The organism is Pseudoalteromonas sp. PAB 2.2, assembly GCF_001938575.1.
GTDB lineage: Bacteria > Pseudomonadota > Gammaproteobacteria > Enterobacterales > Alteromonadaceae > Pseudoalteromonas > Pseudoalteromonas lipolytica.
This window is the reverse complement of sequence record NZ_LYPI01000007.1, coordinates 118,097-143,002: the sequence shown is the minus strand read 5'-3', so window position 1 is coordinate 143,002 and position 24,906 is coordinate 118,097. Positions and strand designations below refer to the sequence as shown.

Below are 24,906 nucleotides of genomic sequence, written 5' to 3'. Positions count from 1 at the left end.
TACAGATCGTATATTTAAAATATGAAATTGCAAGCGTTATTTATTTCACCTTTAAATCAAACACACTCATGTCGCTCGCCCTTTTACTCAAGCAGGCTATGAGTTAAAAAAATTCATCTATCAGGTTTATTTTAATCGTTTGTCGGTTTAGATGGATTACTCTAAAKTTAACTCATCAGCAAACGATGCTGCGATTAACGAGGAAACTAACCATGTTTAAACCACTTTTAAAACGACTTGCCCTTAGCTCATTACTTACTTGTTCAGCTTTCGCAATCGCTGATCAGAGTGACTATAAATTAATGGTTATCAATGACTCAGATTCATCGCAAGCCATTATGCAAGGCCAGTATGATGCTGTGTTAGCAGACACAACACAATCAACTGACTTAAATCGTCAATATGAACTTGCATTTAATCGTTGTGCAGCAAGCGTGAAGTCAAAGAACTTCAGTCACGCAGAATCACTTTGCACAGAAGCAATTGAGCTTCTTAACAAAAGCGAAGTACGCGGCTATAAGCGCCGTGAACTTACATCATTCGCTTTTAGTAACCGTGGTATTGCGCGCATTATGTCGAAAAACGACACGGCTGCTCTAGCAGATTTTTATGAAGCGGTGAAAATCTCAGGTAATGATTTAGTTAATCACAACCTAAACCGCGCTAAGCAAAACTTAGCTCTTTAACCGAATTGTTGTCACAAAAGCCTAGTTTGTGTGTTCTCTGGGCTTTTTTATACCGAGTCAGTGCATACGCGGTGACTCAACCATATTGTTGTCGAAAGCTTAGCTTGTGTGTTCTCTAAGCTTTTTTATACCGAGTCAGTGCATACGCGGTGACTCAACCATATTGTTGTCGAAAGCTTAGCTTGTGTGTTCTCTAAGCTTTTTTATTCCGGGTGACTGCACACGTGGTCACCCAACCATATTGTTGTCGAAAGCTTAGCTTGTGTGTTCTCTAAGCTTTTTTATTCCGGGTGACTGCACACGTGGTCACCCAACCATATTGTTGTCGAAAGCTTAGCTTGTGTGTTCTCTAAGCTTTTTTATTGTGAGTGACTGCACACGTGGTCACTCAACCGTATTGTTGTCGAAAGCTTAGCTTGTGTGTTCTCTAAGCTTTTTTATTGTAAGTGACTGCACACGTGGTCACTCAACCGTATTGTTGTCGAAAGCCTAGCTTGTGTGTTCGCTGGGCTTTTTTATTGTGAGTGACTGCACACGTGGTCACTCAGCCGTATTGTTGTCGAAAGCCTAGCTTGTGTGTTCGCTGGGCTTTTTTATGTCAGCTAAAATAACCTGCCAATATGCAACATCAATCCAATCATCAAATTTTTTTCCAACTTGTTGAAAATGTGCAACCTTTTTCATACTAAACTTTTCGTGTAATGCAATACTGGCAGCATTAGGTAGTGCAATACCTGCCATAACAGCATGCAGATTACGCGTCTTTAAATGTGTGAAAAGTGCAGTGTAAAGTTGTGTTCCCACTCCCTGTGCCTGACACTGCGCATCTAAATAAATCGAGACTTCAACGGAGTGTTGATATGCTTTACGCGCTTTCCACGGTGTTGAATAACAATAGCCAATGATCTTGCCGTTAACCTCAGCAACCAACCATGGTAAATGAGAATCAAGACTGGCCTGTATACGTTTTGCAATTTCGCCCCCAGTAACCGGCTCAACTTCAAAGGTCACGGTGCTATTAAGAACATAAAAATTATAAATTTCAGCAATCGCTTCGCTATCATCTATTGTCGTATTTCTTATCATTATTAACTTACTCCCTGCTATTAATAATTGATTAATAGCAGAAAAAGCGCATTACAAATAGATAAAAAAACGCCACTAACTAAAGTGGCGTTTGGGTAGTTTCGACAACAATAAGAAATTGCTTTTAAAAGAAGCCCAGTGGATTTTCACTGTAACTTACTAATAGATTTTTAGTTTGTTGGTAGTGGTCAAGCGCTAACTTATGTGTTTCGCGACCAATCCCTGACTTTTTATACCCACCAAATGCCGCATGTGCCGGGTACATGTGATAACAATTTGTCCAAACACGGCCAGCTTCAATCTTGCGGCCAAAATGATAAGCCCGGTTCATATTTCGGCTCCAAACACCAGCTCCTAAACCAAATTCAGAACTATTGGCCAGCGCTAATGCTTCATCTTCATCTTTAAAAGTAGACATAGAAATCACTGGTCCAAAAATCTCCTCTTGGAATACACGCATATCATTGGTGCCTTTTAATAGCGTTGGCTGAATATAATAGCCCCCGTTAAGCTCGTCTGATAACTGCTCTACTTCACCACCGGTAAGTACTTCGGCGCCTTCCTTTTTACCAATTTCAATATAGCTTAAAATTTTATCAAACTGCGCTTGTGATGCTTGCGCCCCTACCATGGTCTCGGTATCAAGCGGGTTACCCCGTTTAATTTGTAATGTGCGCGCCAGTACACGTTCAATAAATTGCTCGTAAATATCTTCTTGGATAAACAAACGTGATGGGCATGTACACACCTCACCTTGGTTAAAGTAAGCAAGTACAGCCCCTTCAATGGCTTTACTTAAAAATGCATCATCTTTTTCCATCACATCATTAAAGAAAATGTTGGGCGATTTACCACCGAGCTCTACAGTCGAAGGGATAATGTTCTCGGCGGCGCATTTTAAAATATGTGAACCAACAGGCGTTGATCCAGTAAAAGCAATTTTTGCAATGCGTGTGCTGGTTGCCAGCGCTTCACCCGCTTCTTTACCATAGCCATTCACTACATTTAATACACCTGCTGGTAATAAGTCACCAATCACTTCGAGCAAAACAAGGATTGATGCGGGTGTTTGCTCGGCAGGTTTTAAAACAACACAGTTGCCCGCTGCAAGTGCTGGAGCGAGTTTCCACGCAGCCATTAATAGTGGAAAGTTCCATGGAATAATCTGCCCGACAACCCCTAAAGGCTCATGAAAATGATACGCCACTGTGGTTTCATCAATTTCACCAATTGATCCTTCTTGAGCACGCACACACCCCGCAAAATAGCGAAAGTGATCCGCCGCTAGCGGAACATCTGCTGCAAGGGTTTCGCGAATAGCTTTACCATTATCCCACGTTTCAGCCACTGCGAGCATTTCGAGGTTTTGCTCAATACGGTCCGCAATTTTTAACAAAATATTACTACGCTCTGTCACCGATGTTGTGCCCCATGCTGCTTTTGCGTCGTGGGCTTTATCAAGTGCAAGTTCGATGTCTTCTTTACTTGAACGAGGTACTTTACAAAATACCTTTCCGTTTACTGGGCTAATATTGTCAAAGTATTCACCGTTAACGGGGGCGACCCACTGGCCTCCAATATAGTTCTCATATTGCGCTTTAAAACTAACTTTGGCACCTTCATTGCCTGGATTTGCATAGATCATAATGTGTTCTCTCTTCAAATTGTTGTATTTTATTTAGGCGGTAGGTTATTGTTTATTTAACCGCTAACTAGTGAAGTTAGCCTAGTTCAACAAAACACATTTGATTCCCAGTCCAGATTTTTTGACTATTTGTCCAAATTTAAGGGAAAACACGAGGTAACAATGAACACATCACTAATCAACAGTCGCTTAGATAAAAAACGCCAACGTATTGATGTGCTAATTGAAAATAAGGTAAGTTTTGCCGGTGAGCATGCCGAATTAAGCATTTACGACACCTACCTTGATGCACAAAAAGTCGCGCTGCATTCCAGCGAACTATTATTTTGCGGCATGATCAGCGGTAAAAAAATTATGCATGTTGCCGACAGTGACTACCACAAAGAGTTTTTACCACACCAGTCGTTTGTACTAGCGCCAAAGCAAGGGGTATTAATTGATTTTCCAAACGCATCTCTTAATCAGCCTACGACCTGTTTAGCTATTGAAATTAGTACCGACAAAATTAGCCAAGTGGTTGATGCTTTGAATGTTGAGCAGCAAATTAGCCATGATGATTTTTTTCATTATGAGCCTAAGTTAGTCCATGCAGAACACAACATTCAAACCCAACAACTACTCGAACGCATGATCAATTTATTTAGTGAAAATGAGCAGCACAGAGACTACTTAATCGATCTTTCACTGAATGAACTTATCACTCGACTATTACAACAACAAAGCCGTGATTTAATGATTGCGAGTTGCAAACAGGGCAAGCTTGCAACACCACTCAGCCATGTTATCCAGTATATTGAGCAACATTTAGCGCACACTATCGACATTGATGTACTGTGTAAAATTGCCTGTATGAGTCGCAGTAAATTTTATCAACAATTTAAGCTAGCCTTTGGCTCTACTCCCGCACTTTGGCAACAGCAGCTGCGATTACAAAAGGCTTATAAACGCATAGAAAAAGGTGAGTCTATTAGTAGTGTGTGTTATCAACTTGGTTTTAATAACCTTAGTCACTTTAGCAGGCTGTTTAAACAAACCTTTGGGGCAACACCTAAAAGCATTGCCAGCCATTAAGTTACTCTGTAATACGGTGCGAATATACTCGGTAAGTCACTGCCAACAAAATACAAATCGTACTCGGCACCAGCAAAGCTAAAAAGGCAAACTGGATAAAAAACCAGGCCCCTAAACAGCCGCCGATGATAAAACCTGCGATGATCAGCAAAAACAGTTTGGCTTTTCGTTTATCTAACGGCTCCCCCCGAAAAAAGCGCCCAAACATAATACCTAAATCAGTAAAAATTCCCGTAACATGGGTCGTACGAACAATAGCCCCACTGTAAGTGGTCGCTAGTGCGTTTTGCAAACCACACGCCGCCGAAGCCAAAAAGTGCCCATAGCCAGATCCCTCTGACAACAACCATAACGCTCCCAATAATAAAAAAGCTTCAATAAATAGCGCGGTGTCGTAATGACGCCCTAACTTTAATGCCGAGCTGTTCAGTAAAAAACCAGCAATGCATGATCCGACTAAAAAAGACACAAGTACGCCGAGCACATGTACAAGACCCAATACACTGCCCTTAATCATACCTACACCAAGTAAGGTGGCCGTACCCGATAAATGCGAGACTGCCTGATGTTCAAAACTAAGCAACCCAATCGCATTGACAAACCCCGCGACTAACGCAAGGATCAATGCGCCAACTTCTACCCATTTTGGTAATTTTGAAATCAAACCTCATCACCTTCGTAAACAAAAAGTCAGTTAATCTGTATGTTACGCTTATTTTTATCGTTAAAAACACTTTTTTTCGGGTCTTTCTATGGTAATTTACTGATAAGTAAATCGATTAAGTTGCCACCATGTCAAAACCTAAAAGCTGGACCTTAAAAAGTATTGCCAATGAATTAGGGGTTTCAAATGCCACCGTATCAAATGCGTTTAATCGTCCAGATCAACTGTCGAAAGCACGCCGAGAAGAAATCTTAGCAGCGTGTAAAAAACTCGGGTATTTCGGGCCAAATAAAGCCGCGCAATCATTGCGCCGTGGCACCTTTAATATTGTTGCCTTAGTGCTACCTGATAGCGTTGAGTATATGGTGTCAGATCCAGTGGCGAGTAGTTTTATGCGCGGTGTGTCATCGGTACTCGAGAAAAATGGCATTAACTTGCTGTTATTTTCTGGCAACAGCGACAACCTTAACAGCGTCGTTGACTTTGTTGACGGCTTTATTTGTTATGGTAGACCCCGAAATAAACAGCTAGTCGAACAGTTAAAAAAAGTACCAAAACATGTCGTTACTGTAGACTTTGACATTGGCCGTGAAGCGTCGGTCAATGTGAATAATCAACAAGCAAGTTTTGATATTGCCATGCATGCCCTCGAAAATAGTGATGATCGGGTGGCAATTTTAGGGCTCAGACTCCTTAATGATAATGTGTTGTGCCGAGTATATGAACATCATGAGTTTGAAGCAGGGCAATCTATCGCGCACCAACGTTTGCGGGGTTATCACCAAGCGATTAACGAAGCGGGCGTCACACTTAGCGATGATAGAACGTGGAATATTCCTGAAAGCAGTGAACGCTTCGCCAGTATTGCAGCTAAAGAGGCATTAAGCAGCACTCCCCGACCTAATGTCTTGTTATGCATGAGTGATTTAATTGCTTTAGCAGCCATGCGTGAGGCTATCAAAATGGGGCTTTCTATTCCAAACGATGTCAGAATTGTCGGGTTTGATGGTATTGATGAAGGCCAGCGATTTGTGCCAAAACTTACAACAGTACATCAAAATAGCGAAGAAAAAGGCCGCTTAGCAGCGACCTTATTTTTATCAAAAGAACAGCAAGTAGCGCAGATTGACTACCAGCTGCAAATAGGCCAAAGCGGTTAAGCGATAAAGTCAGCCAGAGAAATTAAAACTTGCTCATTATCATGCTGATCAATAATGAGGACTTCTCGGCTGGCAAAATTCACTTTAAGTTCAATTGAACTATCATCTTTATGCCAGTTTAAACAGCAACTAGTGCCTTCGCCTTTAACATTAAACTCACCATTAAATGCAGGGTGTTCGTTACGCAGCTTAATCAATTTGATAAGTCCGTTAACAACCGGTTTAGCGAGCGCTTTATCAATATCAGCCGCGCTCAGATATGGGCGATTAATATCACGGCCTACATTGGTGTTAGCCAATAAATCCATGTCATTTTCACACGCAAATAATCCGCCATAGTAAACCTGTGGAATACCCGGCGCAAAAAACTGTATGGCACGAGCGAGTAAATAATCAAAATCGTCTGCGCCAAGTGCGTTGTAATAAGTACAATTCACTTGATATAAGTCAACATTACTTGCAGCCGCACCGGTTGCTAAGCGACTTTGACCCTTGCTTTTTTCATGTATCGTTTCAACAAGATTATCAATTTGTTCAGCATCTAATAGCCCTGGCTTTTCACCCATTGGACCCGCATCAATAATGCCAATACCGTCATGTGTATCAAGCACGGTTAAACAATTACGCGGTGAAATAGCCAACCAGTCTACGAGTGCATCAGCGTTGTTACTGAATAAACTATGTAAAATCAAAGGAGGAAGAGCAAAGTCATATACCATATTGACACGTTTAGCGACTTCAACCTGTGTTTGATAATGGCTGTGGATTTCAGCAATGGTTTCCATGCCTAAATCATTTGCCTGAGCAGACAACTTGTCTAAATAAGCAAACGTTTCATCGAGCATAAAGCAGTTTGTGCCAGCTTGTTTAATTGCATAGCCTGCAGCGTCTAAACGAATGATATTGACGTTGTTTTCTGAAAACTTAGTTAATACATTATTTAAGTATTCAATACCTGCTAATGACTTAACATTTATATCAATTTGGTTATCGGTAAACGTGGTCCAAAAGTCATACGTATTACCGTCACCACACTTAATAGGTGTGAAACAGCTACCAGGGCGTGGACGATAAATGGCTTTTTGTTCTGTTTCAGACATTCCATTTGGGAAAACATCGTCTTTGGTTAAGAACAAATCCCAAAATTCAGACTCTTTGCCTTTCGCTAATACATCTTTAAATTGATATGACTGAGCAGACACATGATTGACGATTAGGTCAGCCATTAAGTCATAATTTGCACCTAATGCTTGAATGTCTTGCCAACTGCCAAGGCGTGAATCCACTTCACTATGATCAATGGGATCAAAACCAGCATCACTGCCGTCAATCGGGTTATAAAATGGCAATAAGTGTACACCTGCAAACACATCTTTAAGTGGGCCATTTAATAAATTACTTAATTCATCAATACCTTGACCAGTAATCCGGTCTGCGTAGGTGATTAATTGCACTTTATTGTTGATCATAATTGTTAATACCAAGTTGAAACTTAATCGATTAAGTTATATCTTTAACCACGACAGCAAATTATTCAAGCAGTTTTTATAACTTTTATACACTAAGATACATAGTAAAGGCGCAAGCCTTCATGTGAGGATACAACCATGAATAGAACACACGATCCTTTGCAAACGATTAGATGGCTGACATATATGATGTTTTTTATGTTTGCTATGACATCAGATGCCGTCGGTATGATCATTCCAGAGCTTATTAAAGAATTTGATCTCAGTATGACGCAAGCCAGTGCTTTTCATTATGCACCGATGGCTTTAATTGCGTTTAGCGGACTGTTTTTAGGTTTTCTTGCCGACAGTTTAGGCCGTAAACAAACAATTATGCTAGGACTGGGTTTGTTTACAATTAGCTGCTTTTTATTTGCAGTGAGCAGTAGTTTCATGGTGTTTGTCCTGTTGTTAAGCTGTATTGGCCTTGCCATAGGCTTATTTAAAACAGGTGCACTGGCTTTATTAGGTGATATTTCTAAAAATAATTTAGAACACACCAAAACAATGAATTTAGTCGAAGGTTTCTTTGGTGTTGGCGCCATTGTCGGCCCTGCGTTAGTTAGCTTTTTAATCACCCAGAAAGTCAGTTGGACCTATCTATACCTTATCGCGGGTATAATGTGCTTAATACTCACTATTACCGCTTGGCGAGCTGACTACCCTAAACCTAAAAAGCAAGACAAGCATGCAAAGCCAGCCTCACTTTCGACAACCATGGAAATGATGAAAAACCCATACGCACTAGGATTTTCGCTAGCGATTGCACTTTATGTTGCAACCGAGGTGGCGATTTACGTTTGGATGCCGACACTTTTAGGTGACTATCAGGGTCCATGGCAATTGTTAGCGACCTATGCACTTACATTGTTCTTTATTTTGCGTGCCGCAGGGCGCTTTATGGCAGTGTGGTTATTAAATCATTTTAGCTGGCAAGCAGTAATGCTGTACTTAAGCTTAGGAATAGCACTGTGTTACATAGGGCTAATTTTAGGCGGCGTTGAGTGGGCTGTGTTTTTATTACCACTATCAGGCCTGTTTATGTCAATGATCTACCCTACTTTAAACTCTAAGGGAATTTCATGTTTTGCAGTGCAGCAGCATGGAGCTGTGGCTGGCGTTATTTTATTCTTTACCGCCCTATCAGCCGCCGCAGCCCCCCTTTTAATGGGCATGATCAGTGATTACTTCGGGCATATCCGCTATGGCTTTTACTTAGCGACAGGGTTCGCATGTTTACTATTTTTAGCCATGCTCTATAACTATTTACGCAACCCTGCAGAGCACGCTTTAACTCAACACAGCGCGTTGAGCCATTAAAAAGTTATTTAAAATCAACGTTTGAATAGAAAACGTGCAACTTTTTGTTTAAAAATACTTGCACTATGTAAATTAATTGCTATCTTAACTTAATCGATTAAGATTAAATTTTAAGACAACAAAGTCACCTTTGGATTGAGATGAGGCACATTATGACAACACACAAACACGCCCTATACACTCTAAGCGCCTTAGCGCTTGCTATCAGCCACAATCTGTATGCTGAAGAGCAACAAGCACCGCAGGAAGCAAAAAAAACAGGCCTTGAAACAATTGTTGTGACGGGTGTACCCCGCCGCACAACCATCATGGCATCTAGCTCTTCGGTCAGCAGTGTTTCATTGGCTGAAATTGAAGTATCAACACCTCGCTCAACAGCAGAAGCATTTAGAACCATTCCGGGTGTGCGCTCTGAATCAACGGGTGGCGAAGGTAATGCAAATATCGCAGTTCGCGGCTTACCTGTCGCATCGGGGGGTGCTAAGTTCTTACAACTACAAGAAGATGGCTTACCCGTTATGCAGTTTGGCGATATTGCCTTTGGTAACGCAGACATTTTCATGCGCTTAGATTCTACCGTACAAAGCGTTGAATCTATCCGTGGTGGCTCAGCCTCTACCGCTGCAAGTGACGCCCCTGGCGGTATTATTAACTTTATTTCTAAAACAGGTGAAAATGAGTCAGGCAGCGTGTCAACGACAGTGGGCCTTGATTACGACTCTATTCGCACAGACTTTGAATACGGTACTTATCTAAGTGACAGTGTTCGCTATCATATTGGTGGTTTTATTCGCCAAGGTGAAGGTCCGCGAGAAACTGGCTACACATCAAACAAAGGCGGTCAAATCAAGGCTAACCTAACCAAAGAGTTTGATACAGGGTACGTGCGTGTATACTTTAAGCACTTAGATGATAAAAGCGTGGGTTACCTGCCAATGCCAATGTATTCAAATGGCGACTCAATCCCAGGCTTTGACGCACAATCAGACACACCACATTCAGCATTATTTACACAAACCTTGCGCCTAAATGGTGATAACCAAATTAGCACCGGTGACATGACAAATGGTATGAACCCTGAAGTAACATCGCTAGGGTTTGAAGCTGCATTCGATTTAGAAAACGATTGGCGTATTGAAAATCGCTTTAGAAAATCATCTGTTAGCGGTAACTTTATTTCTCTTATTCCTGCCGAAGTTGCCAGCGCAAGCTCAATCGCTTCAAGCATTGCAGGCGACGGAGCATCACTGATTTATGCTAATGGTGGCTCAGCTGGTCAAAACTATGGTGATAATCTGGCCATGCGTATCCACACATTTGATGTAACGCTTAACGACATGGGCTCTATCGTTAATGACCTAAAACTAACGAAGTCATTCTCTGATGACACCAGTGTTACTTTTGGTTACTTTGCATCTAGCCAGTCAATTGACATGTCGTGGCTTTGGAACTCATATGTTATGGAGCTTAAAGGCGATAATGCAGCCCTGCTTGATGTGGTAGCAGCCAATGGCGACAATTACTCAGAAAACGGGTTATACGCATACGGGACACCCTATTGGGGAAATTGCTGCCAACGTAATTACGATACCGAGTACGAAACGCGTGCTCCTTATATAAACGTTGCTACCAAGTTCGGTGATTTAAGTATTGACGCAAGCGCTCGTTATGACAGCGGTGAAGCTCGTGGTAACTATGCCGGCGCTGTAACATCTACTGTCGATATGAATAATGACGGCGTTATTTCGATTCCAGAACAAAATGTAGCGGGTATCGATAACGCAAACCCAAGCATCGTTAACTATGACTGGAATTACAGCTCATATTCTGTCGGTGCGAACTATCAAATTGATCCAAGTTTTGCGACTTTTGCCCGCCTGAGCAAAGGCGGACGTGCGAATGCTGACCGTCTACTATTTGGTAAGGTTCAAGCTGATGGTTCAGTTGCAAAAGAAGACGCGATTGATGAAGTAAACCAGTACGAAATCGGTGTTAAAAAACGTTTTGATTCACTGTCAATCTTTGCAACCGCTTTCTATGCTGAAACCGAAGAGCAAAACTTTGAAGCAACATCACAAAAGTTCTTTGACCGCGAATACGAGGCTAAAGGGATTGAGATTGAATCGACTTACTTTATCGATGCATGGGATTTCCGTGGTAATTTAACTTGGACTGATGCCGAAATTGCAAAAGACGCGCTTTCGCCAGAACTTGTTGGTAATACACCGCGTCGCCAAGCAGATCTAATTTACTCTTTAATGGCGCGTTATAACTTTGATAAAGGTTCTGCTGGCTTAAGCTTTATCGGCACAACGGATGCGTACGCACAAGATAATAACGACCTGAAGTTTGATGGATACACGCAAGTAAATGGCTTTGTAAGCTATGACTTATCTGAAAACTTAAACTTATCGCTAAATGTAAATAACCTATTTGATACAGTGGGTATTACCGAAGCAGAAGAAGGGTCAGTGCCTGATAACGACATTATTCGTGCTCGTACAATCAATGGCCGTACAACATCACTAACATTAAAATATTTATTTAATTAATAAACACTCCCTTGTTTTAGCCCAGTATTTACTGGGCTTTTTCAGTTTAATACCATGACGCTTAACTAAATTGCTGAGTGTTCAACAAACCGCTTTTCGGTCTGCGCTTCTTTTTGTTTCAGCAACCTAAAAAGCGCTAGGCATAACATAGCAAACAATGCGGTTGTAATGGAGCCAAGTGTTGCAAACCGGAAGCTATAAAACTGTGCAATAATACCTGTAGCACCCGCCCCGCACATTACCCCGAGCTTAATTGCATTGGTATAAAATGCAGATGTAAAGCCAATACGATCTGGTAATTGGTCTTGTAAAACCGTTAAACCAATCCCCGCAAAAATACCGTAAAACACACCATTTAACAGTTGCAAAGCGATTAAGTGCCATACTTCAAAGGCAAAAAATACACCGACATAAAACACGATCGCACAGCAAAAAGCCCCTGCAAGCAATGTTATTTTATTGTGTGTTCTAGCAAGTTTAGCGCTATACAACATAATTGGAATTTCTAAAAAAGCCACCACCCCCATAAATATGCCTGGTGTGTGCTGTGCAAAACCCAGTTCATTAATACTGTAAAGAGGCAGCGCTGAGGAATACATTATGTTGCCTGTAGAACCCAACATAATGGCTAAACCTAAACACCAAAACGAACTGGGGGTCACTGGTGCTTGCTCACCAAGGCCGGTGCGCTTTTTGTTGTTGTAGTCTGGAATAAATAGAAAAGCAAAAATGAGTGCGAGTAATGCACACCCAGCAGCAAAATAAAAAGACAAACTAAATTGCCCACCCGATGCTAACAAATAACCTAGGGGCGGCCCACCGACCCAAGCAAATGAAATGGCAGCACGCAGACGCGAATTAAAGCTTGTTATATCAATGTTATCTTGTCGAGCTGCCCATTGCCTAGCGACGGTCATCATTTGCGGTATTGCAGCATTACCCATCGATAAAAACAGCACTCCAGCAAGCATTACTTGCCAAAATGCGGTTGCATTGGCAAATGTAATGAGCGCACACACCATTCCTGAAACAGCCACCATAAACAGTGAACGTGCGCTTGTGCCTTTATCAGCCAAACCGCCCAGCCATTGGCTAATCACTATACCCGTTAAGGTAACCGCGACCATGTAAACACCTAAATATATAGGGGGCGAATTAAGGCCTTCAACAATAAATAAACTCATTAATGGGTTTACAAACGCGCCCATTAAGCCTGTTAACATACTGAGAAGAATAAAAATAACACCATGCTGCTTGAGCAACGTTTTCACGAAAAGACCCCATATAATGAAAAACCCACTATGACGTTACACAAGCCACAGAGGTTATTTAAAGGGCGCAAATTATACATGGCTTTTAGGTGAATTTCATTTTGTATTACAAATAAGCAGTGTAAAAAACTAAATATAACGACTGAGTAGAAAGTTATGGATAAAAGATTGATAGCTAAAATAAGTCATTTTTCTAACTGTTATCCAACAATAAGCTATCGTAATTACATATCACAGAAGAAAAAGTGTTATCTGGGTTTATGGTTTATTCCCCTTTCAATTTAAAGGTTAAAGCCCAAGCCACCGTGTTTCATTACCTGTGGCTTTTTTGCTCAATTTATTTAAATTTTCATAATTAAATGGGTTATTTTAAGACCATAAAATCTTGTGTTTAAGGCTCTAAGAAAAATTGATTAATCAGTGCCTTATCCTGAGTATTGACTTGTAACTGTAAAGCCCGTATTAAATCCATAGAAGTCGCAGGTCGGTTTGGAAATGCATAGTTTTCCCAGACTGACTTGAGTGCTTTAATAATGATTTCATCACCCACCCTATCTCTTAGTTTTGCAAAGATTATCGTTGCTTTAGAGTATTGATCATAACTTTTAGTTGAGTCTACAAGCGACTGTTTAGCTGAAATGTCCACACGTAAAGCTTGCTCATATCGCCTAGTTTCATACTCAATAAGAGAATTCATAGCGGCTTTCCCAAAGCGTTTTTCTATCATCACTAATTCAATATATTTAGCCATTGATTCGACTAAAAAGGCACTATCTTCATTTACGCTATTGCCTATATCGTGACCAAACCACTGATGGGCCGTTTCATGCACTGCACGTCGATATCGCTGATCAAAACCTGCATCAATACTTGGGCTTGCCCTAAAGCCTACTTTATTCTCAATGAGTATAATTTGCGGTAAGGCAAAACCAGTTCCTCCAAACTTAGGGGCTGCAACCAAACTCAATTGTTTTGCTTTATAAGCAACGACATTGTCTTTGAACCAAGTCAGTGTATCTTTCATTGCCTGTAAATGAATGACTATTGAATTTGGCGACTGTTGTAACGTTTTTTGCTTTGCAAATACCTGCAATTTAACATCCCCAAACTGCTCTATTACTGGTGAGTAAGGAATAGACAGCCAGGCTGGTAAATTATTGAATGCTGATGCCGCTTCAAACTTAAAAATTTCCCGAGCATTTTCACGCTGATGAGCGATTTGTTTGCCCTGTGTAACAACGTGGTAACCAACCGCAGTTGAAACTGTGCTCGACATTGTTATGTGATCATATCTATCTGGTCTATTTTTCTCAGAAGCAAACTGCTTAGAAGGGAGGGATACGTTCCTATCAAGTAAGCCATATTGTTTTCGAAGATTAATATCTATTAGCTCATAATTAGCTTGGTAGCCAACCGTTGGCAGCATAGGCACAGAGCGAATATAATTAAACTCAGGAGTTAACATATGATGTCCTACTGCTGGCCACAGCTTTGCTTGCCGAACCTCAAATCGAGACGAAAGTTGCCGTATTTCATTTGGTTTAATAGCACGCTCAAACTCATACACTGCTTGATTCAATGTTGGATAAAAGCGAACTTGCCTTGCACCTGCAATTTTTATGTTTGCCCATTTATAAAAGCCAGATCTACCAACTAAAACGTGTTTTATATCAACTGAATGAGGATTAGTAAGTGTATATGTGAGTTCAAAATGCGCAAACTGCTTGTAGGGGTAAAAATCAACATTAGCATCAATATGACTAATAACTGGTTGCTTTTTATGCTTCCAATCAACAAAAGTTTTTTCGTAGTTTGCCTTAAATGACTCTCGCTTATGAGAATTAGTTAGCGGCTTTTCAGAAACTAAATTTATGTGTAATTGCACAAATAAACTAAGTGATAGAAAAATGGGAACCAATACCCAAGTATCTTTTACTTTTATCTGTCGCCGACCAACCCCTACACCACGGTGGTTAAAAATTTGACTAACAGCAACAAAGCTAAACACTGCAATAAGCCAAACTCTCATGTACGGCCAGTAATTATTTAAACTAGCACGATATCCCCAAAATTCATTGGGCGCTTGTAAAGGTGTCCAAGCTAAACTCCAAAAAGTATGAGTGAAACCAAAGAAAGTCATTACTGGCGTAAATTTAAGCAACAAGATAACAATGACAAATAAGCCAGCAACTAAAGAAGAGCATATGTTGAAAATACATACTGTCACCCAAGCAACTAAAATAAGCGGTAATAACATTAAAGCTAATATATAAATATGCTGACTAGGCTGATATTCACTGCCACTGAACCACTCTGCCAAGGAGGTGCCGATAAAGCTCATCACGGAAAATATTATCGCTAAAGTAGCTACCACTAATAATTGACTATATAAAAGTGTCACTGTTTTTACAGGCAATGCGGCAATAAGCTCCGCCATATTAAATCGTTTTGCATAACAACTTACCTGCCAACTCCAAAGAGCAAGCAGTAAACAACCAAAAAGTATATGCATATCAAATGCGTAGTGATTGATTGCATCTATACTCGTCGGGCTAACAATACTCATCGCTTCAGCATATTCAAATGATGAGGCGACACTGTTAAATACCACGACAGACCAGAGAAATAAAATGAGTGACGTTATTGGTTGTTTTAGTATATATGCAAGTGATAGCTGATAGAGTGTTCCCAGCATAAACCAATCGTTCCCTCTGGGCACTACGGACCTGTAATGCATAACCGAATTCAATACTGGCTCACGGATCTGTACGGGTTTATTTATATTTTTTTTAGTGGTGCGTATTGCCCAGATATATATAACCGTTGTAAGTACAATTATTACCAAACGGTTAATTATAAGCTCCCAATGGTGGGGCTCAGCAAAGCCAGCAATAAAAGCGGTGTATGCAAAGGGATCAAACCATAAAGACATCTGATACAAAGACTCGCTAACGATCCCACTACCCGCCAAAATGGGATTGCCAGTAATGCTAGCGAAAAACAAGTAACCAACCCATATAATGCCAAAAGTAGTATAGCTAACCAAGGCACTTTGAAACCTGTCACAGATCCAAAAAGCAATCACAATAAGAAGGTAGCAATTTGGAATTAGTAAAAAAAAGCTATTAAAAAATAGATGATTAACTGCCTGCCAATCAAAGCCATGCACTTGACATTGATAGAGCCAAATTACCAACGAACTCATCATTGAAATAATCAAAAGACATATAAGTAAGCTACCTACACGAAGCAGTGATCTATATTTAGATGTGATAGGCGTAGTACTGATAATCTCATCCATATTATGTATTTGATCACGCAAAAAAGTAACTGGGGCTATTACTCCAACCAGCACAGTGAGCTGTATCATTTGTATTGATAATAAGTGTAAAGAAAACTGCTTAAGCGTATTTCCCTCTTCAATAGCCAAACCAGAAGACAGTGTAAATGCAAATAATGGAGAAAAAACACTACATAACCAAATAATAGGCTGACTAAAAAGATACTTTAAGTCATTACGAAGTAGCATTTTTTACCTCTTGTGATTTTAATTCATAAAAATACTTATCTTGAAGCGTCACTTTTGCTGCTATTGCTTCGGCTGAGGGGCATTCCAAGGCAAAAACACGAAAAATAGGCTCACCATATCGATAGCTTTGACTTAATACGAATGAACCTTTAGCTAAATTTGATGGGAGACTTTTCAATAACCAGACATTACCAGCCAGTTGATTTATTAAATCATCCACATTTCCATGTTGAATGAGATGACCTTGATTGATCATTGCTACAAATCGGCACTGATTTTCTATATCTTCGACAATATGAGTAGAGAGTAAGACTAAACGCTCCTTGCTAATAGCCACTAACAAATTATTAAGACTTTCGCGTTCAGCAGGATCGAGCCCCGCAGTGGGTTCATCTAAAATAATAAGCTTGGGGTTACCGAGTAAGGCTTGCGCAATTCCAAAGCGCTGTTTCATCCCACCCGAAAAGTGGCTTACGTTTTTATTTGCAAATGTTGATAAGTTTAAAAGTGACAGTAAATCGTTTATTTGTTGCTTTCGTTGCTTTGCATTAAGGCCTTTTAAAATAGCGATATGTTCCAGCAGAGCTCGACAACTCATCGTTGGGTACACACCAAATTGCTGCGGCAAATAACCTAACTGCTTACGCATATCATTTGGATACTTCAGAACATCTAAACCATCAAAGTTTATTTGGCCTTTATCAACGTTTTGTAAACACGCTAATGTTCGCATCAAACTCGATTTACCAGCTCCATTAGGCCCAAGTAAACCTACCATTCCTTTAGGGATACGAATCGTCACGTCATTTAATGCGTGTGTACCATCAGCATATCGCTTATTAATATTTTTTAGTGCTAGCATAGTTACGTTCCTTAATTAACGGACTGTTACCTTAAGTAACAGCTACTAAACTAGCGAGGAAGTAATGATCAACCCAAGAAAACACAGGATAAAAGTCAATATTTGACGTTCATCAGTAAAAATAACACTTTCATCATTACACTAGTGCAATAAAGGTCAAAAATAGTAAACTCGATTTAAAGTCTATAAAGCCTTGAAATGAATATGGTTTTGACTATATTAGTATGGCGTGATGTACTAAGCAGGTTTACTAGATTGTAATTACTAAAAAGCTAAAACAAGATAATGAGGTGACATTTGCGGGCTATTTTATCATTTCTGTCGAATAGCACTAATAGCAAGTACTTCATTGCCTTACTGCCATTATTCGCAGCTATATTGTTCGAAGGTCATACTCGTTACTTGTCATTAAGACTCGACTCACCAGTTCTATACTTGCAAATAAATATGCAGTTACTATTGGAATGCACCCCCTTTTTAGCTGCTCACTTTTTAACTTTTAAGCAGACATTTAAAAACTCTACTTTAGTGTGGCTTACTGGATTCATTTTATATCCGTTAAGTGTATATGCACTTAGCATGATTTCTTCGCTCTATGCACAGTGGCATTACCTCGGAGTAGAATGTTGGCTATTATGCACATTAGCCAGTCTGATTTGGCTTATTTCTCAACAGGGTATGGTAAAGAACAATGATTTCCTTACAAAATGGTTTAACTCTTTCATTTCATTAGATAACGTAACCTTAACGATTCTCATATGTTGGGCTTTCCTGCTAGCTGGTATACTAAATAGTCACGAAGAACCATTATTAAATCAACCTTTTGAATTAATTTTTGATTTCAGTAAGTTATTGTCTGAATTTGATCAGTTTTTATTTTATTTTCTTCAGCTTATCGTTTATGTAGTCATTATTTATAGCCTCTACTTAATCAACCGTTACGTACTTATTCGCCACTTACTTGCAAACTATGGCGTTTTCACTTTTGTGGTTGCATCCGTTATTTTTATGGTAACTCTCACCCCATTACTTATTGCAATTTTATTAGCATTACCCATTAATGATTTACCAAATAACATTGCAAACTTGACCCCGAGTGGCAACCAAAACATTTTTTCTAAGTATAATTATCAATTCATGTTTTTCTTTTTACTTATTAGCACACCAGTAATCCTAGCTTTTGAAAGACAACAACAGCAGAGTAAGTTTAATGAAATAGCAAAACAACAAACCACAATGGAATTAAAACTTCTTCAACAGCAAGTGAATCCACATTTTTTGTTTAATACTTTGAATAATTTATATGCGCTAACACTCACAAAATCAGAGCAAGCCCCACAGTTGGTGATGCACTTGGCTGATTTATTAAGATACACAGTATACGAAGGCCAAAAACCATATGTTCTGTTAGAGAAAGAGCTAAACTACATTAGGAACTTTATTGAGCTACAAAAAATTAGAAGTTCAAACAAATGCTCATTTAACCTAACATGGCCAAATAAACTAGAAACACTGCATATTGCCCCTCTATTACTAATTATAATCGTAGAAAACGCGATAAAACATGGCGTAGAACCAGCATTAGATAAAACAAAAATAACACTCTCAATCACAGTAGATGACAATGTGCTGACACTTTTCTGTGAGAACGCTATAAATGTTAAAGAAAAAATAAATCAACAGGGTTTGGGGCTAAACAACTTAAAAAAAAGGCTTCAACTACTCTACCCAAATAAACATTCTCTCACGACTATAAAGCAATCAAATTTATGGCAAACGACACTGATATTGGAGTTATCAAATGATAAGAGCTATCATCATTGACGATGAACCTCTCGCCCACCAAGTTATTGAGCATCACTTACAAGAACACCCCGATATTAAGTTAGTTGCTCAATTTTATAGTGCTAAAGATGCCTTATGTGCACTCGCTAAATCATCTGTTGATATGGTTTTTCTAGACATTAATATGCCAGAAGTTACTGGGCTTGAGTTGATAAAAGCACTTGCTAAACCACCTCAAATCGTCATAGTGAGTGCTTATCATGAGTATGCTATAACTGGCTTTGAATTGAATGTAACAGATTATCTATTGAAACCAGTGTCGGCGCCAAGGCTTGATCAAGCGCTTAATAAAGTGCGTGATCGCTTGCCTAAATACAGCGCTACAAACGCAAACTATATTACTCTTAAAGTAGATCGAGAAAAGCGCAAGTTTGATTTAAATTCTGTTGAATACATTGAAGCATACGGTAATTATGTAAAGCTGCATCAAGCACAGCAAGTCACACTTGCGACAGCCACTCTTAAGCAGCTTAGTGAACAGCTATCTCATTCATTTACCCAGATTCATAAATCATTACTAGTCAACAATCAAAATGTGATTAGTATAAGTCATGATCATGTTGAGCTAAACACAGGCACTACTCTAAAAATTGGTAAGTCCTTTAAAGAAATTGCTCAAACATTACTTTAAAGATGTTGAAATAAATGTTCTGCAAGTAACTTATGTTCTTTTTGTGGCCAATGAATGCCCTCAGTGGGGCAAGGGGAAATAAGTTCATAGCCATTTATAAAATGACAGTTATGACGTTCAGAAATCAATTTATACTCAGCAGTCAATTGTCTAACTTTATTAGCAGCCCCTGCATAAATAGACTGATAAGCCCCTACCTCGTAAATCTTTGGCGGACTCAACACCACAATTTTTGGCAATTCACGGTGCAGATAGTGGTTTTTTATTTCGATAATTAGCGTGTCGAGTGCGTTTGCAATATCAGCAACCGACAATGCAAATCGGCGCTTTAAATCGTTCGTACCTAGTTGAATAATAAGCGTATCAACATGATAGGCTCGTAGGTAAGGTTCTAAATATTTCACACCTAATTTATCACCACTAAACGGGGGCTCATTGGTCAGTGTACGGTTAGGTTGTCCGGCTTCGATAACCTGATACCCCGCCCCTAATTTAATGCCCAGCAAACTTGGCCAGCGCTCATTATCGTTGAAACGCTTGCCATCTACAGGCGAGATCCCATACGTATTTGAGTCACCAAAACAGAGAATATTCATTAGAATGGATTCAGGGTATAACCCTGTTGCTGTAAGAGTGCATGCGCTGTCATGGCTGATAGTGCCATTTGTACACCGGGGATCAGCTGCTCTTGTTTAACTTTCATATGGGTTGCCGACTGGCCGCATACATAGACAACCGTATTATGCGCTAATAATTGTGAAATCAATTGCTGGTTTTTATTGTCGCTATTAAAACGCTGCTTGTAAAAACTGTTCTCGAGTAGATCGACACTTGCCCCGCCATGTACAACTAAAGCCAGTTGAATATTTTCAGGTTTTACACCATGGGCAATATGCATATTAATAAAGCGTGCTAACGAGTTAATACTATTATTTTGCTTACCCTTTTGTGCAGCATCGGCCACATCAAACACGACTTTGAAGGTCGCTTGCTCTGCGATAGGCGCATGATTTGGTACATCATAATAAAAACCAAAACCTTCAATTGCAGGCTTAGTTTGCTCGGCATGGCTAAACGTGGTTAACAAGGTAAGCGATAAGCCTAATAGCGTTGATTTCATAAAGAATCCTGTTACTTTTTTACTCTAGCCTACCCTGTTTATCTGCGTTTAACTAGCCTCAATATGTTGATGTGCTTTAAAGCTCATACCTAAATAATTAAAGGTGTTTTTAAACATGTCAATAAACGCATTCGGCGCTTTAGCAGAGCCTGCATTTGATAACAGTGAAAACTGTTTTTCACGCAGTGTTCTCAGTTTTGGTCTGAGTGTTTCGTCATCCATATAATCGGTTATGCGGTCTAAAAATGCTTTGAACTGGGGTGTCGTGTTATACCAGTAAACAGGCGATGCAAGTACCCAATGCTCGTACCCTAATAACGCCTCGAACACCGCATAAAAATCATCATTTTTGTACTGCTTGTCATAGCAATATGGCGAGATACTATAATCATCAAGGCAAACCACATCGCCACCATATTGTGTTTTATAATCATTTACTTGCAAACTTGTATTACCTTGTTTTCGGGCACTTGAATAGATAATTACCGTGTTTGTAGTCGGTTTTTGTTGCATTACTGTCACTCCTTTTTTTATGATGGGTGCAGCGTAAAACCTCAAGCTAACTTTAGGTCAATACTTAGGAGTAAAATATGTCAGGGTGTGAGAAAAAACTTGTTGAAGCGAACCTATCCGTTGGCTTTGTAGCAAAACGCAGCGGTGTAAAAGTATCGACTTTGCATTTTTATGAATCAAAAGGACTTATTCGCAGCTGGCGAAATAATGGAAATCAACGCCGCTATAAGCCCGATGTACTGCGCCGAATTGCGGTTATTAAAGCAGCGCAAACCATGGGGATTACTCTTGAAGACATCAAGCAAACATTAAGCACTCTACCTGAACAACGCACGCCAACAAAGCAAGATTGGGCAGCACTTTCTAAAGTCTGGCAAACTCAATTAGATGAAAAAATTCAATACATGCAGCGATTACGCGAACGCGTTAATGGCTGCATCGGCTGTGGCTGCTTATCAATGGCCAAATGCCCTATCTACAATAAAGACGATTATTTAGGCGAAGAGCACAGCGGCGCTGTGCTGTTAGAAAGAGATTAAAGTTTTTAACGCCAATGGTCTTTCTCTACGCTGACTATTTAAATTAACTGTAAATAATACAGTGAAAACAGCGCACTACAGTTAACGATGATAGTTAACCACAGTACGGCGATAAAGCTGCGCTTTTTTGATTTATGCCTGAACCATTGTTGCGCAATTAATGATCCAGGCCAGCCACCAAACACACCTAAGAGGTGTAATGTGCGTTCAGGCACACGGATCACATCTTCACCATGTTGCACTGCTAATCGTTTATCCCAGCCATACACTAAAAAGCTAATTAAGCTTATACCGCTGTAAATCCCAGCGATAAGGTATGGCATATTTAACAGCCAACAGGCGAGCCATAACAAGGCTAAAAACAACAATGAAAATGTAATTAATGTTTTCTTAATCAATGAACTATCGCCTATACTCAGCTAAACGAACGAAATTTATTAGGCTGTATTATGGCATATATAAAATCATTTTTACTATCACTGTGCTTTTGCTCTTTAACAGCACTTGCAACAGAGCAACCTCTCGATGAAAAACTAAAAGTGTTTGAGCCTTACTTAGGCACTTGGCAATCAGACTTCAACGTAACAGCTGGCAAACCAGCAGTACAAGATGTAAGTACGTGGCAACGAGCACTAAACGGCACCGCCATTAAAACACTTCACTCAATTAACGAGGGTGAATACGGTGGCGAATCGATGATTTTCTGGGACAGCAAGAAACAATCGCTGGTTTTTTATTACTTCACCACCGCAGGTTTTTACACGCAAGGTACGATGAATGTTTTGAGCCCGACACAGTTTGTTGCCTACGAGAATGTGACTGGCAATAAAGAGGGAATTACAAAAGTTAAATCAACCAGCGAATTTAAAGATAACCAGTTTGTGGTGTCGACATCGTATCTTAAGAAAGGGCAATGGACTAAACCTGAAACACGCACTTATACCCGTAGTAATAAACAGGTGGTATTTAAGTAACGCGTATTTAAGTATTTAAAAGAAACTAGGGTAAGGCGACTTAGCCTTACCCCGTAAATCAGTTAGTGTCTAAAATCAGCCATTAATGCAGGGATCCCAGGCAACATTCCTACAAGAGCCATAACCCCCGTTAAAATAATAAACATCACTAATGGAATAATCCAACGACTCATTTGGCTTAATTCAGCGCTTCGCTCTTTACACCCAATTAAACCTAAATTATCGAGCAACATCGTTAATGACCAGCCAAATGCTGGATTAACCAAGGTTGATGAAAACACCACTATGGCTGCTGATTGCGTGGTTTTACCTTCTCGGGTCATTTCCATGCCTGCTTCAAGTAAGGGAATAAATACCCCAACAATCAAGGCTACACACAATACGGGTTGCCAAATAGCTAAATCCATTGGGTAACCCCAAATACTGGCAATAATACAAAATAATGCAGTTAAAACTGCACCCGCTGGGATTGGGCGTTTCGCAATGGCTGCTGGCACAATATAGGTGCCCCATGAAGAGGTAAAGTTCGAACCACCGAGAAGCGAGCCAAACGTTTGACGAATTGACGCACTGAACATTGTGTCGTCAATATTCATTTGTACTTTTTCAGTACGTTCTGGGTAACTAATTTTTTGGAACACTTGATGGCCTAAAAAGTCGGGAGACCACATCGCCACAGCCAGTACAGCAAATGGCAATACCACCACAAAACTTTCGAGTGTGGGTAGGCCTAACATCCAGCCTGTATTTTCACCCCACCAATACATTGGGTTCATATTCGGCAAGCCCGGCGCTGTTTTAAATTCAAAAGGTGCGCCAAGTGAAAAGGCAAGTAACCCCCCTAATAAACAGCTTAATGGCACAGCAAGCCAACGCTTTTTATAATGCTCAAGTAATGCATAAAGCACAATGGTTGATAAGATCACGATAAATGCGATATGAGTCATATCAATGCCTTCGGCCCACGCAAACAGCTTTTTAACCTGTGAAATAGTGCCAATAAAACCAAGGTAAAGAAGCAAACCACCGCACACACCGCGACTGGTTAACCCAGCGAGTAAACTCCCCCCTTTACTGAGCGCTAATAGCAAGCCAAACGCCCCAATTAGTAAACCAAATGCCATGGGATGACCTCCCGCAGCAACAACAATTGGAATTAAAGGAATAAGTGGTCCATGCGTTCCAGCTAAGTTTGCCGTTGGTAAAAAGAATCCTGAAAACAATAAAATAAAGATGGATACAATTAATAGCTCGTAGCGCACATTTTCTAATATAAAACCTTCGCCAAGACCAAGTGGTGCTGCAAACGTAGCTGCAATGGCTCCCACCATCACTACTTTACCGATTGTACCGGCCATTGCTGGAATTGAATCTTCGAGCTCAAAGCGATAATCCCTAAAGGGTAAGTTTGGACGCCAACGCTTTGGCTGCATAATTTGTAGTTCGTGTTCTAGGTATTCATCGCGACTTGAAAATTCACTGCTGGGTTTATGAAGTGCTTGATAGCTTTTTTGTCCACTAAGCGTCTCTGATTCCTGATCAGCAGGCGTTTTTGACGCTTCATGCTGCCTCATATTCATGACTTCTCCTACTACTTATCTTGAAAAATTGTGTGAGTATTTATTTTGTACTTAGGGTAAAGCAGCAAGACACAAAACACGATTAGGCAAAAGGTAGGGTATGAATTTTGAAAAACACCTTTCAAGCAAAAAGCACAACAGAAAAAGTAAACTTAAGCAATTGATTTTAAATGGATTAAATTAATATGAGACAGTGTTTTTAAATTTTAATACCCAGTAAAAAGTCAGAATTGAACACATTAACTATTAGTCTAATAAATTGCCTAAATAGTAAACGCTAAAGTACGGTATAAAAACAAAAGCCGTCAGTTACTCAGTAATCTGACGGCTTGAAGTGTGCGACTCAACCG

The 24,906-nt window shown here is 40.0% G+C and carries 21 protein-coding genes; 9 read left to right on the top strand and 12 right to left on the bottom strand.

Annotated features, from left to right (window positions below; translation table 11 throughout):
- The first annotated feature begins 212 nt into the window (after positions 1 to 212).
- Complete coding sequence (locus BWD47_RS01080; RefSeq protein WP_075593203.1) at positions 213 to 686, top strand: hypothetical protein; 474 nt, start codon at positions 213 to 215, stop codon at positions 684 to 686.
- Between the two features lie 567 nt (positions 687 to 1,253).
- Here the strand turns inward: BWD47_RS01080 and BWD47_RS01075 are convergent.
- Together BWD47_RS01075 and BWD47_RS01070 are read right to left on the bottom strand one after the other, a co-directional pair.
- A complete protein-coding gene (locus BWD47_RS01075) occupies positions 1,254 to 1,772 on the bottom strand; it encodes a GNAT family N-acetyltransferase (RefSeq protein WP_075593202.1) in 519 nt (172 codons plus the stop codon).
- A 124-nt stretch (positions 1,773 to 1,896) separates the two neighbouring features.
- Entirely contained in the window at positions 1,897 to 3,417 is a 1,521-nt protein-coding gene (locus BWD47_RS01070) for an aldehyde dehydrogenase family protein (protein ID WP_075593201.1), read from the bottom strand.
- Between the two features lie 162 nt (positions 3,418 to 3,579).
- Here BWD47_RS01070 and BWD47_RS01065 point away from each other — a divergent pair, with 162 nt between their 5' ends.
- Complete coding sequence (locus BWD47_RS01065; RefSeq protein ID WP_075593200.1) at positions 3,580 to 4,488, top strand: AraC family transcriptional regulator; 909 nt, start codon at positions 3,580 to 3,582, stop codon at positions 4,486 to 4,488.
- 1 nt (position 4,489) lies between these two features.
- Here the strand turns inward: BWD47_RS01065 and BWD47_RS01060 are convergent, their stop codons facing one another.
- Positions 4,490 to 5,152 (bottom strand): YoaK family protein, encoded by a 663-nt coding sequence (locus tag BWD47_RS01060; RefSeq protein ID WP_036972315.1) that lies wholly within the window; start codon positions 5,150 to 5,152, stop codon positions 4,490 to 4,492.
- Between the two features lie 128 nt (positions 5,153 to 5,280).
- On the opposite strand from BWD47_RS01060, the gene BWD47_RS01055 reads away from it, so the two are divergent.
- Positions 5,281 to 6,312 (top strand): LacI family DNA-binding transcriptional regulator, encoded by a 1,032-nt coding sequence (locus BWD47_RS01055; RefSeq protein ID WP_036972316.1) that lies wholly within the window; start codon positions 5,281 to 5,283, stop codon positions 6,310 to 6,312.
- Here the strand turns inward: BWD47_RS01055 and gtfA are convergent.
- Positions 6,309 to 7,781: a sucrose phosphorylase gene (gene gtfA, locus BWD47_RS01050; RefSeq protein WP_065978950.1), complete on the bottom strand. Its 1,473-nt coding sequence runs from the start codon at positions 7,779 to 7,781 to the stop codon at positions 6,309 to 6,311. The two genes, BWD47_RS01055 and gtfA, sit on opposite strands and share 4 nt — an antisense overlap.
- A 138-nt stretch (positions 7,782 to 7,919) precedes the next feature.
- On the opposite strand from gtfA, the gene BWD47_RS01045 reads away from it, so the two are divergent.
- Together BWD47_RS01045 and BWD47_RS01040 are read left to right on the top strand one after the other, a co-directional pair.
- Complete coding sequence (locus BWD47_RS01045; RefSeq protein ID WP_075593199.1) at positions 7,920 to 9,140, top strand: sugar MFS transporter; 1,221 nt, start codon at positions 7,920 to 7,922, stop codon at positions 9,138 to 9,140.
- Positions 9,141 to 9,292: 152 nt separating this feature from the next.
- Entirely contained in the window at positions 9,293 to 11,692 is a 2,400-nt protein-coding gene (locus BWD47_RS01040) for a TonB-dependent receptor (RefSeq protein ID WP_074988709.1), read from the top strand.
- Positions 11,693 to 11,757: 65 nt separating this feature from the next.
- Here the strand turns inward: BWD47_RS01040 and BWD47_RS01035 are convergent, their stop codons facing one another.
- The 3 genes from BWD47_RS01035 to BWD47_RS01025 form a co-directional block, all read right to left on the bottom strand.
- Positions 11,758 to 12,963: a sugar efflux transporter gene (locus tag BWD47_RS01035; RefSeq protein ID WP_036972321.1), complete on the bottom strand. Its 1,206-nt coding sequence runs from the start codon at positions 12,961 to 12,963 to the stop codon at positions 11,758 to 11,760.
- A gap of 391 nt (positions 12,964 to 13,354) precedes the next feature.
- A complete protein-coding gene (locus tag BWD47_RS01030) occupies positions 13,355 to 16,492 on the bottom strand; it encodes a M1 family aminopeptidase (RefSeq protein WP_036972322.1) in 3,138 nt (1,045 codons plus the stop codon).
- The gene (locus BWD47_RS01025) at positions 16,479 to 17,354 is read right to left on the bottom strand and encodes an ABC transporter ATP-binding protein (protein WP_036972323.1); all 876 of its coding nucleotides are present in this window, start codon (positions 17,352 to 17,354) and stop codon (positions 16,479 to 16,481) included. The genes BWD47_RS01030 and BWD47_RS01025 overlap by 14 nt, the downstream gene beginning before the upstream one ends.
- A gap of 447 nt (positions 17,355 to 17,801) precedes the next feature.
- On the opposite strand from BWD47_RS01025, the gene BWD47_RS01020 reads away from it, so the two are divergent.
- Positions 17,802 to 19,178, top strand: coding sequence for a sensor histidine kinase (locus BWD47_RS01020; RefSeq protein ID WP_081759758.1), 1,377 nt, complete (start codon positions 17,802 to 17,804; stop codon positions 19,176 to 19,178).
- Entirely contained in the window at positions 19,156 to 19,830 is a 675-nt protein-coding gene (locus BWD47_RS01015; protein ID WP_036972324.1) for a LytTR family DNA-binding domain-containing protein, read from the top strand. The genes BWD47_RS01020 and BWD47_RS01015 overlap by 23 nt, the downstream gene beginning before the upstream one ends.
- Here the strand turns inward: BWD47_RS01015 and BWD47_RS01010 are convergent.
- Genes BWD47_RS01010 through BWD47_RS01000 form a run of 3 tightly spaced genes read right to left on the bottom strand, consistent with a single transcriptional unit; the run spans position 19,827 to position 21,463 of the window.
- The gene (locus tag BWD47_RS01010; RefSeq protein ID WP_074988708.1) at positions 19,827 to 20,426 is read right to left on the bottom strand and encodes an SGNH/GDSL hydrolase family protein; all 600 of its coding nucleotides are present in this window, start codon (positions 20,424 to 20,426) and stop codon (positions 19,827 to 19,829) included. The two genes, BWD47_RS01015 and BWD47_RS01010, sit on opposite strands and share 4 nt — an antisense overlap.
- On the bottom strand, positions 20,426 to 20,950 hold the full coding sequence (locus tag BWD47_RS01005; RefSeq protein WP_036972326.1) for a DsrE family protein: 525 nt from the start codon (positions 20,948 to 20,950) through the stop codon (positions 20,426 to 20,428). Before BWD47_RS01005 ends, BWD47_RS01010 begins: the two co-directional genes overlap by 1 nt.
- Positions 20,951 to 20,998: 48 nt before the next feature.
- Positions 20,999 to 21,463: a flavodoxin family protein gene (locus BWD47_RS01000; protein WP_036972327.1), complete on the bottom strand. Its 465-nt coding sequence runs from the start codon at positions 21,461 to 21,463 to the stop codon at positions 20,999 to 21,001.
- A gap of 77 nt (positions 21,464 to 21,540) precedes the next feature.
- Between BWD47_RS01000 and soxR the strand changes: the two genes are divergently transcribed.
- The gene (gene soxR, locus BWD47_RS00995) at positions 21,541 to 22,002 is read left to right on the top strand and encodes a redox-sensitive transcriptional activator SoxR (RefSeq protein WP_036972328.1); all 462 of its coding nucleotides are present in this window, start codon (positions 21,541 to 21,543) and stop codon (positions 22,000 to 22,002) included.
- 38 nt (positions 22,003 to 22,040) lie between these two features.
- Here soxR and BWD47_RS00990 read toward each other — a convergent pair whose 3' ends face one another.
- Complete coding sequence (locus BWD47_RS00990; RefSeq protein WP_036972329.1) at positions 22,041 to 22,400, bottom strand: DUF1294 domain-containing protein; 360 nt, start codon at positions 22,398 to 22,400, stop codon at positions 22,041 to 22,043.
- 51 nt (positions 22,401 to 22,451) lie between these two features.
- On the opposite strand from BWD47_RS00990, the gene BWD47_RS00985 reads away from it, so the two are divergent.
- Complete coding sequence (locus BWD47_RS00985) at positions 22,452 to 22,976, top strand: hypothetical protein (protein ID WP_065978941.1); 525 nt, start codon at positions 22,452 to 22,454, stop codon at positions 22,974 to 22,976.
- Between the two features lie 62 nt (positions 22,977 to 23,038).
- Here BWD47_RS00985 and BWD47_RS00980 read toward each other — a convergent pair whose 3' ends face one another.
- The gene (locus BWD47_RS00980) at positions 23,039 to 24,556 is read right to left on the bottom strand and encodes a DUF3360 family protein (RefSeq protein ID WP_036972331.1); all 1,518 of its coding nucleotides are present in this window, start codon (positions 24,554 to 24,556) and stop codon (positions 23,039 to 23,041) included.
- Positions 24,557 to 24,906: the final 350 nt, after the last annotated feature.

Excerpts from the sequence above, each read along its gene's own strand:
- BWD47_RS01005 (WP_036972326.1), bottom strand. The coding sequence starts at position 20,950 with ATGAAATCAACGCTATTAGGCTTATCGCTTACCTTGTTAACCACGTTT.
- soxR (WP_036972328.1), top strand. The coding sequence starts at position 21,541 with ATGTCAGGGTGTGAGAAAAAACTTGTTGAAGCGAACCTATCCGTTGGC.
- BWD47_RS01070 (WP_075593201.1), bottom strand. The coding sequence starts at position 3,417 with ATGATCTATGCAAATCCAGGCAATGAAGGTGCCAAAGTTAGTTTTAAA.
- BWD47_RS01075 (WP_075593202.1), bottom strand. The coding sequence starts at position 1,772 with ATGATAAGAAATACGACAATAGATGATAGCGAAGCGATTGCTGAAATT.
- BWD47_RS01010 (WP_074988708.1), bottom strand. The coding sequence starts at position 20,426 with ATGAATATTCTCTGTTTTGGTGACTCAAATACGTATGGGATCTCGCCT.
- BWD47_RS01040 (WP_074988709.1), top strand. The coding sequence starts at position 9,293 with ATGACAACACACAAACACGCCCTATACACTCTAAGCGCCTTAGCGCTT.
- gtfA (WP_065978950.1), bottom strand. The coding sequence starts at position 7,781 with ATGATCAACAATAAAGTGCAATTAATCACCTACGCAGACCGGATTACT.
- BWD47_RS01065 (WP_075593200.1), top strand. The coding sequence starts at position 3,580 with ATGAACACATCACTAATCAACAGTCGCTTAGATAAAAAACGCCAACGT.
- BWD47_RS01045 (WP_075593199.1), top strand. The coding sequence starts at position 7,920 with ATGAATAGAACACACGATCCTTTGCAAACGATTAGATGGCTGACATAT.
- BWD47_RS01055 (WP_036972316.1), top strand. The coding sequence starts at position 5,281 with ATGTCAAAACCTAAAAGCTGGACCTTAAAAAGTATTGCCAATGAATTA.
- BWD47_RS01020 (WP_081759758.1), top strand. The coding sequence starts at position 17,802 with ATGCAGTTACTATTGGAATGCACCCCCTTTTTAGCTGCTCACTTTTTA.
- BWD47_RS00985 (WP_065978941.1), top strand. The coding sequence starts at position 22,452 with ATGGCATATATAAAATCATTTTTACTATCACTGTGCTTTTGCTCTTTA.
- BWD47_RS01000 (WP_036972327.1), bottom strand. The coding sequence starts at position 21,463 with ATGCAACAAAAACCGACTACAAACACGGTAATTATCTATTCAAGTGCC.
- BWD47_RS00980 (WP_036972331.1), bottom strand. The coding sequence starts at position 24,556 with ATGAATATGAGGCAGCATGAAGCGTCAAAAACGCCTGCTGATCAGGAA.
- BWD47_RS01025 (WP_036972323.1), bottom strand. The coding sequence starts at position 17,354 with ATGCTAGCACTAAAAAATATTAATAAGCGATATGCTGATGGTACACAC.
- BWD47_RS01030 (WP_036972322.1), bottom strand. The coding sequence starts at position 16,492 with ATGCTACTTCGTAATGACTTAAAGTATCTTTTTAGTCAGCCTATTATT.
- BWD47_RS01015 (WP_036972324.1), top strand. The coding sequence starts at position 19,156 with ATGATAAGAGCTATCATCATTGACGATGAACCTCTCGCCCACCAAGTT.
- BWD47_RS01080 (WP_075593203.1), top strand. The coding sequence starts at position 213 with ATGTTTAAACCACTTTTAAAACGACTTGCCCTTAGCTCATTACTTACT.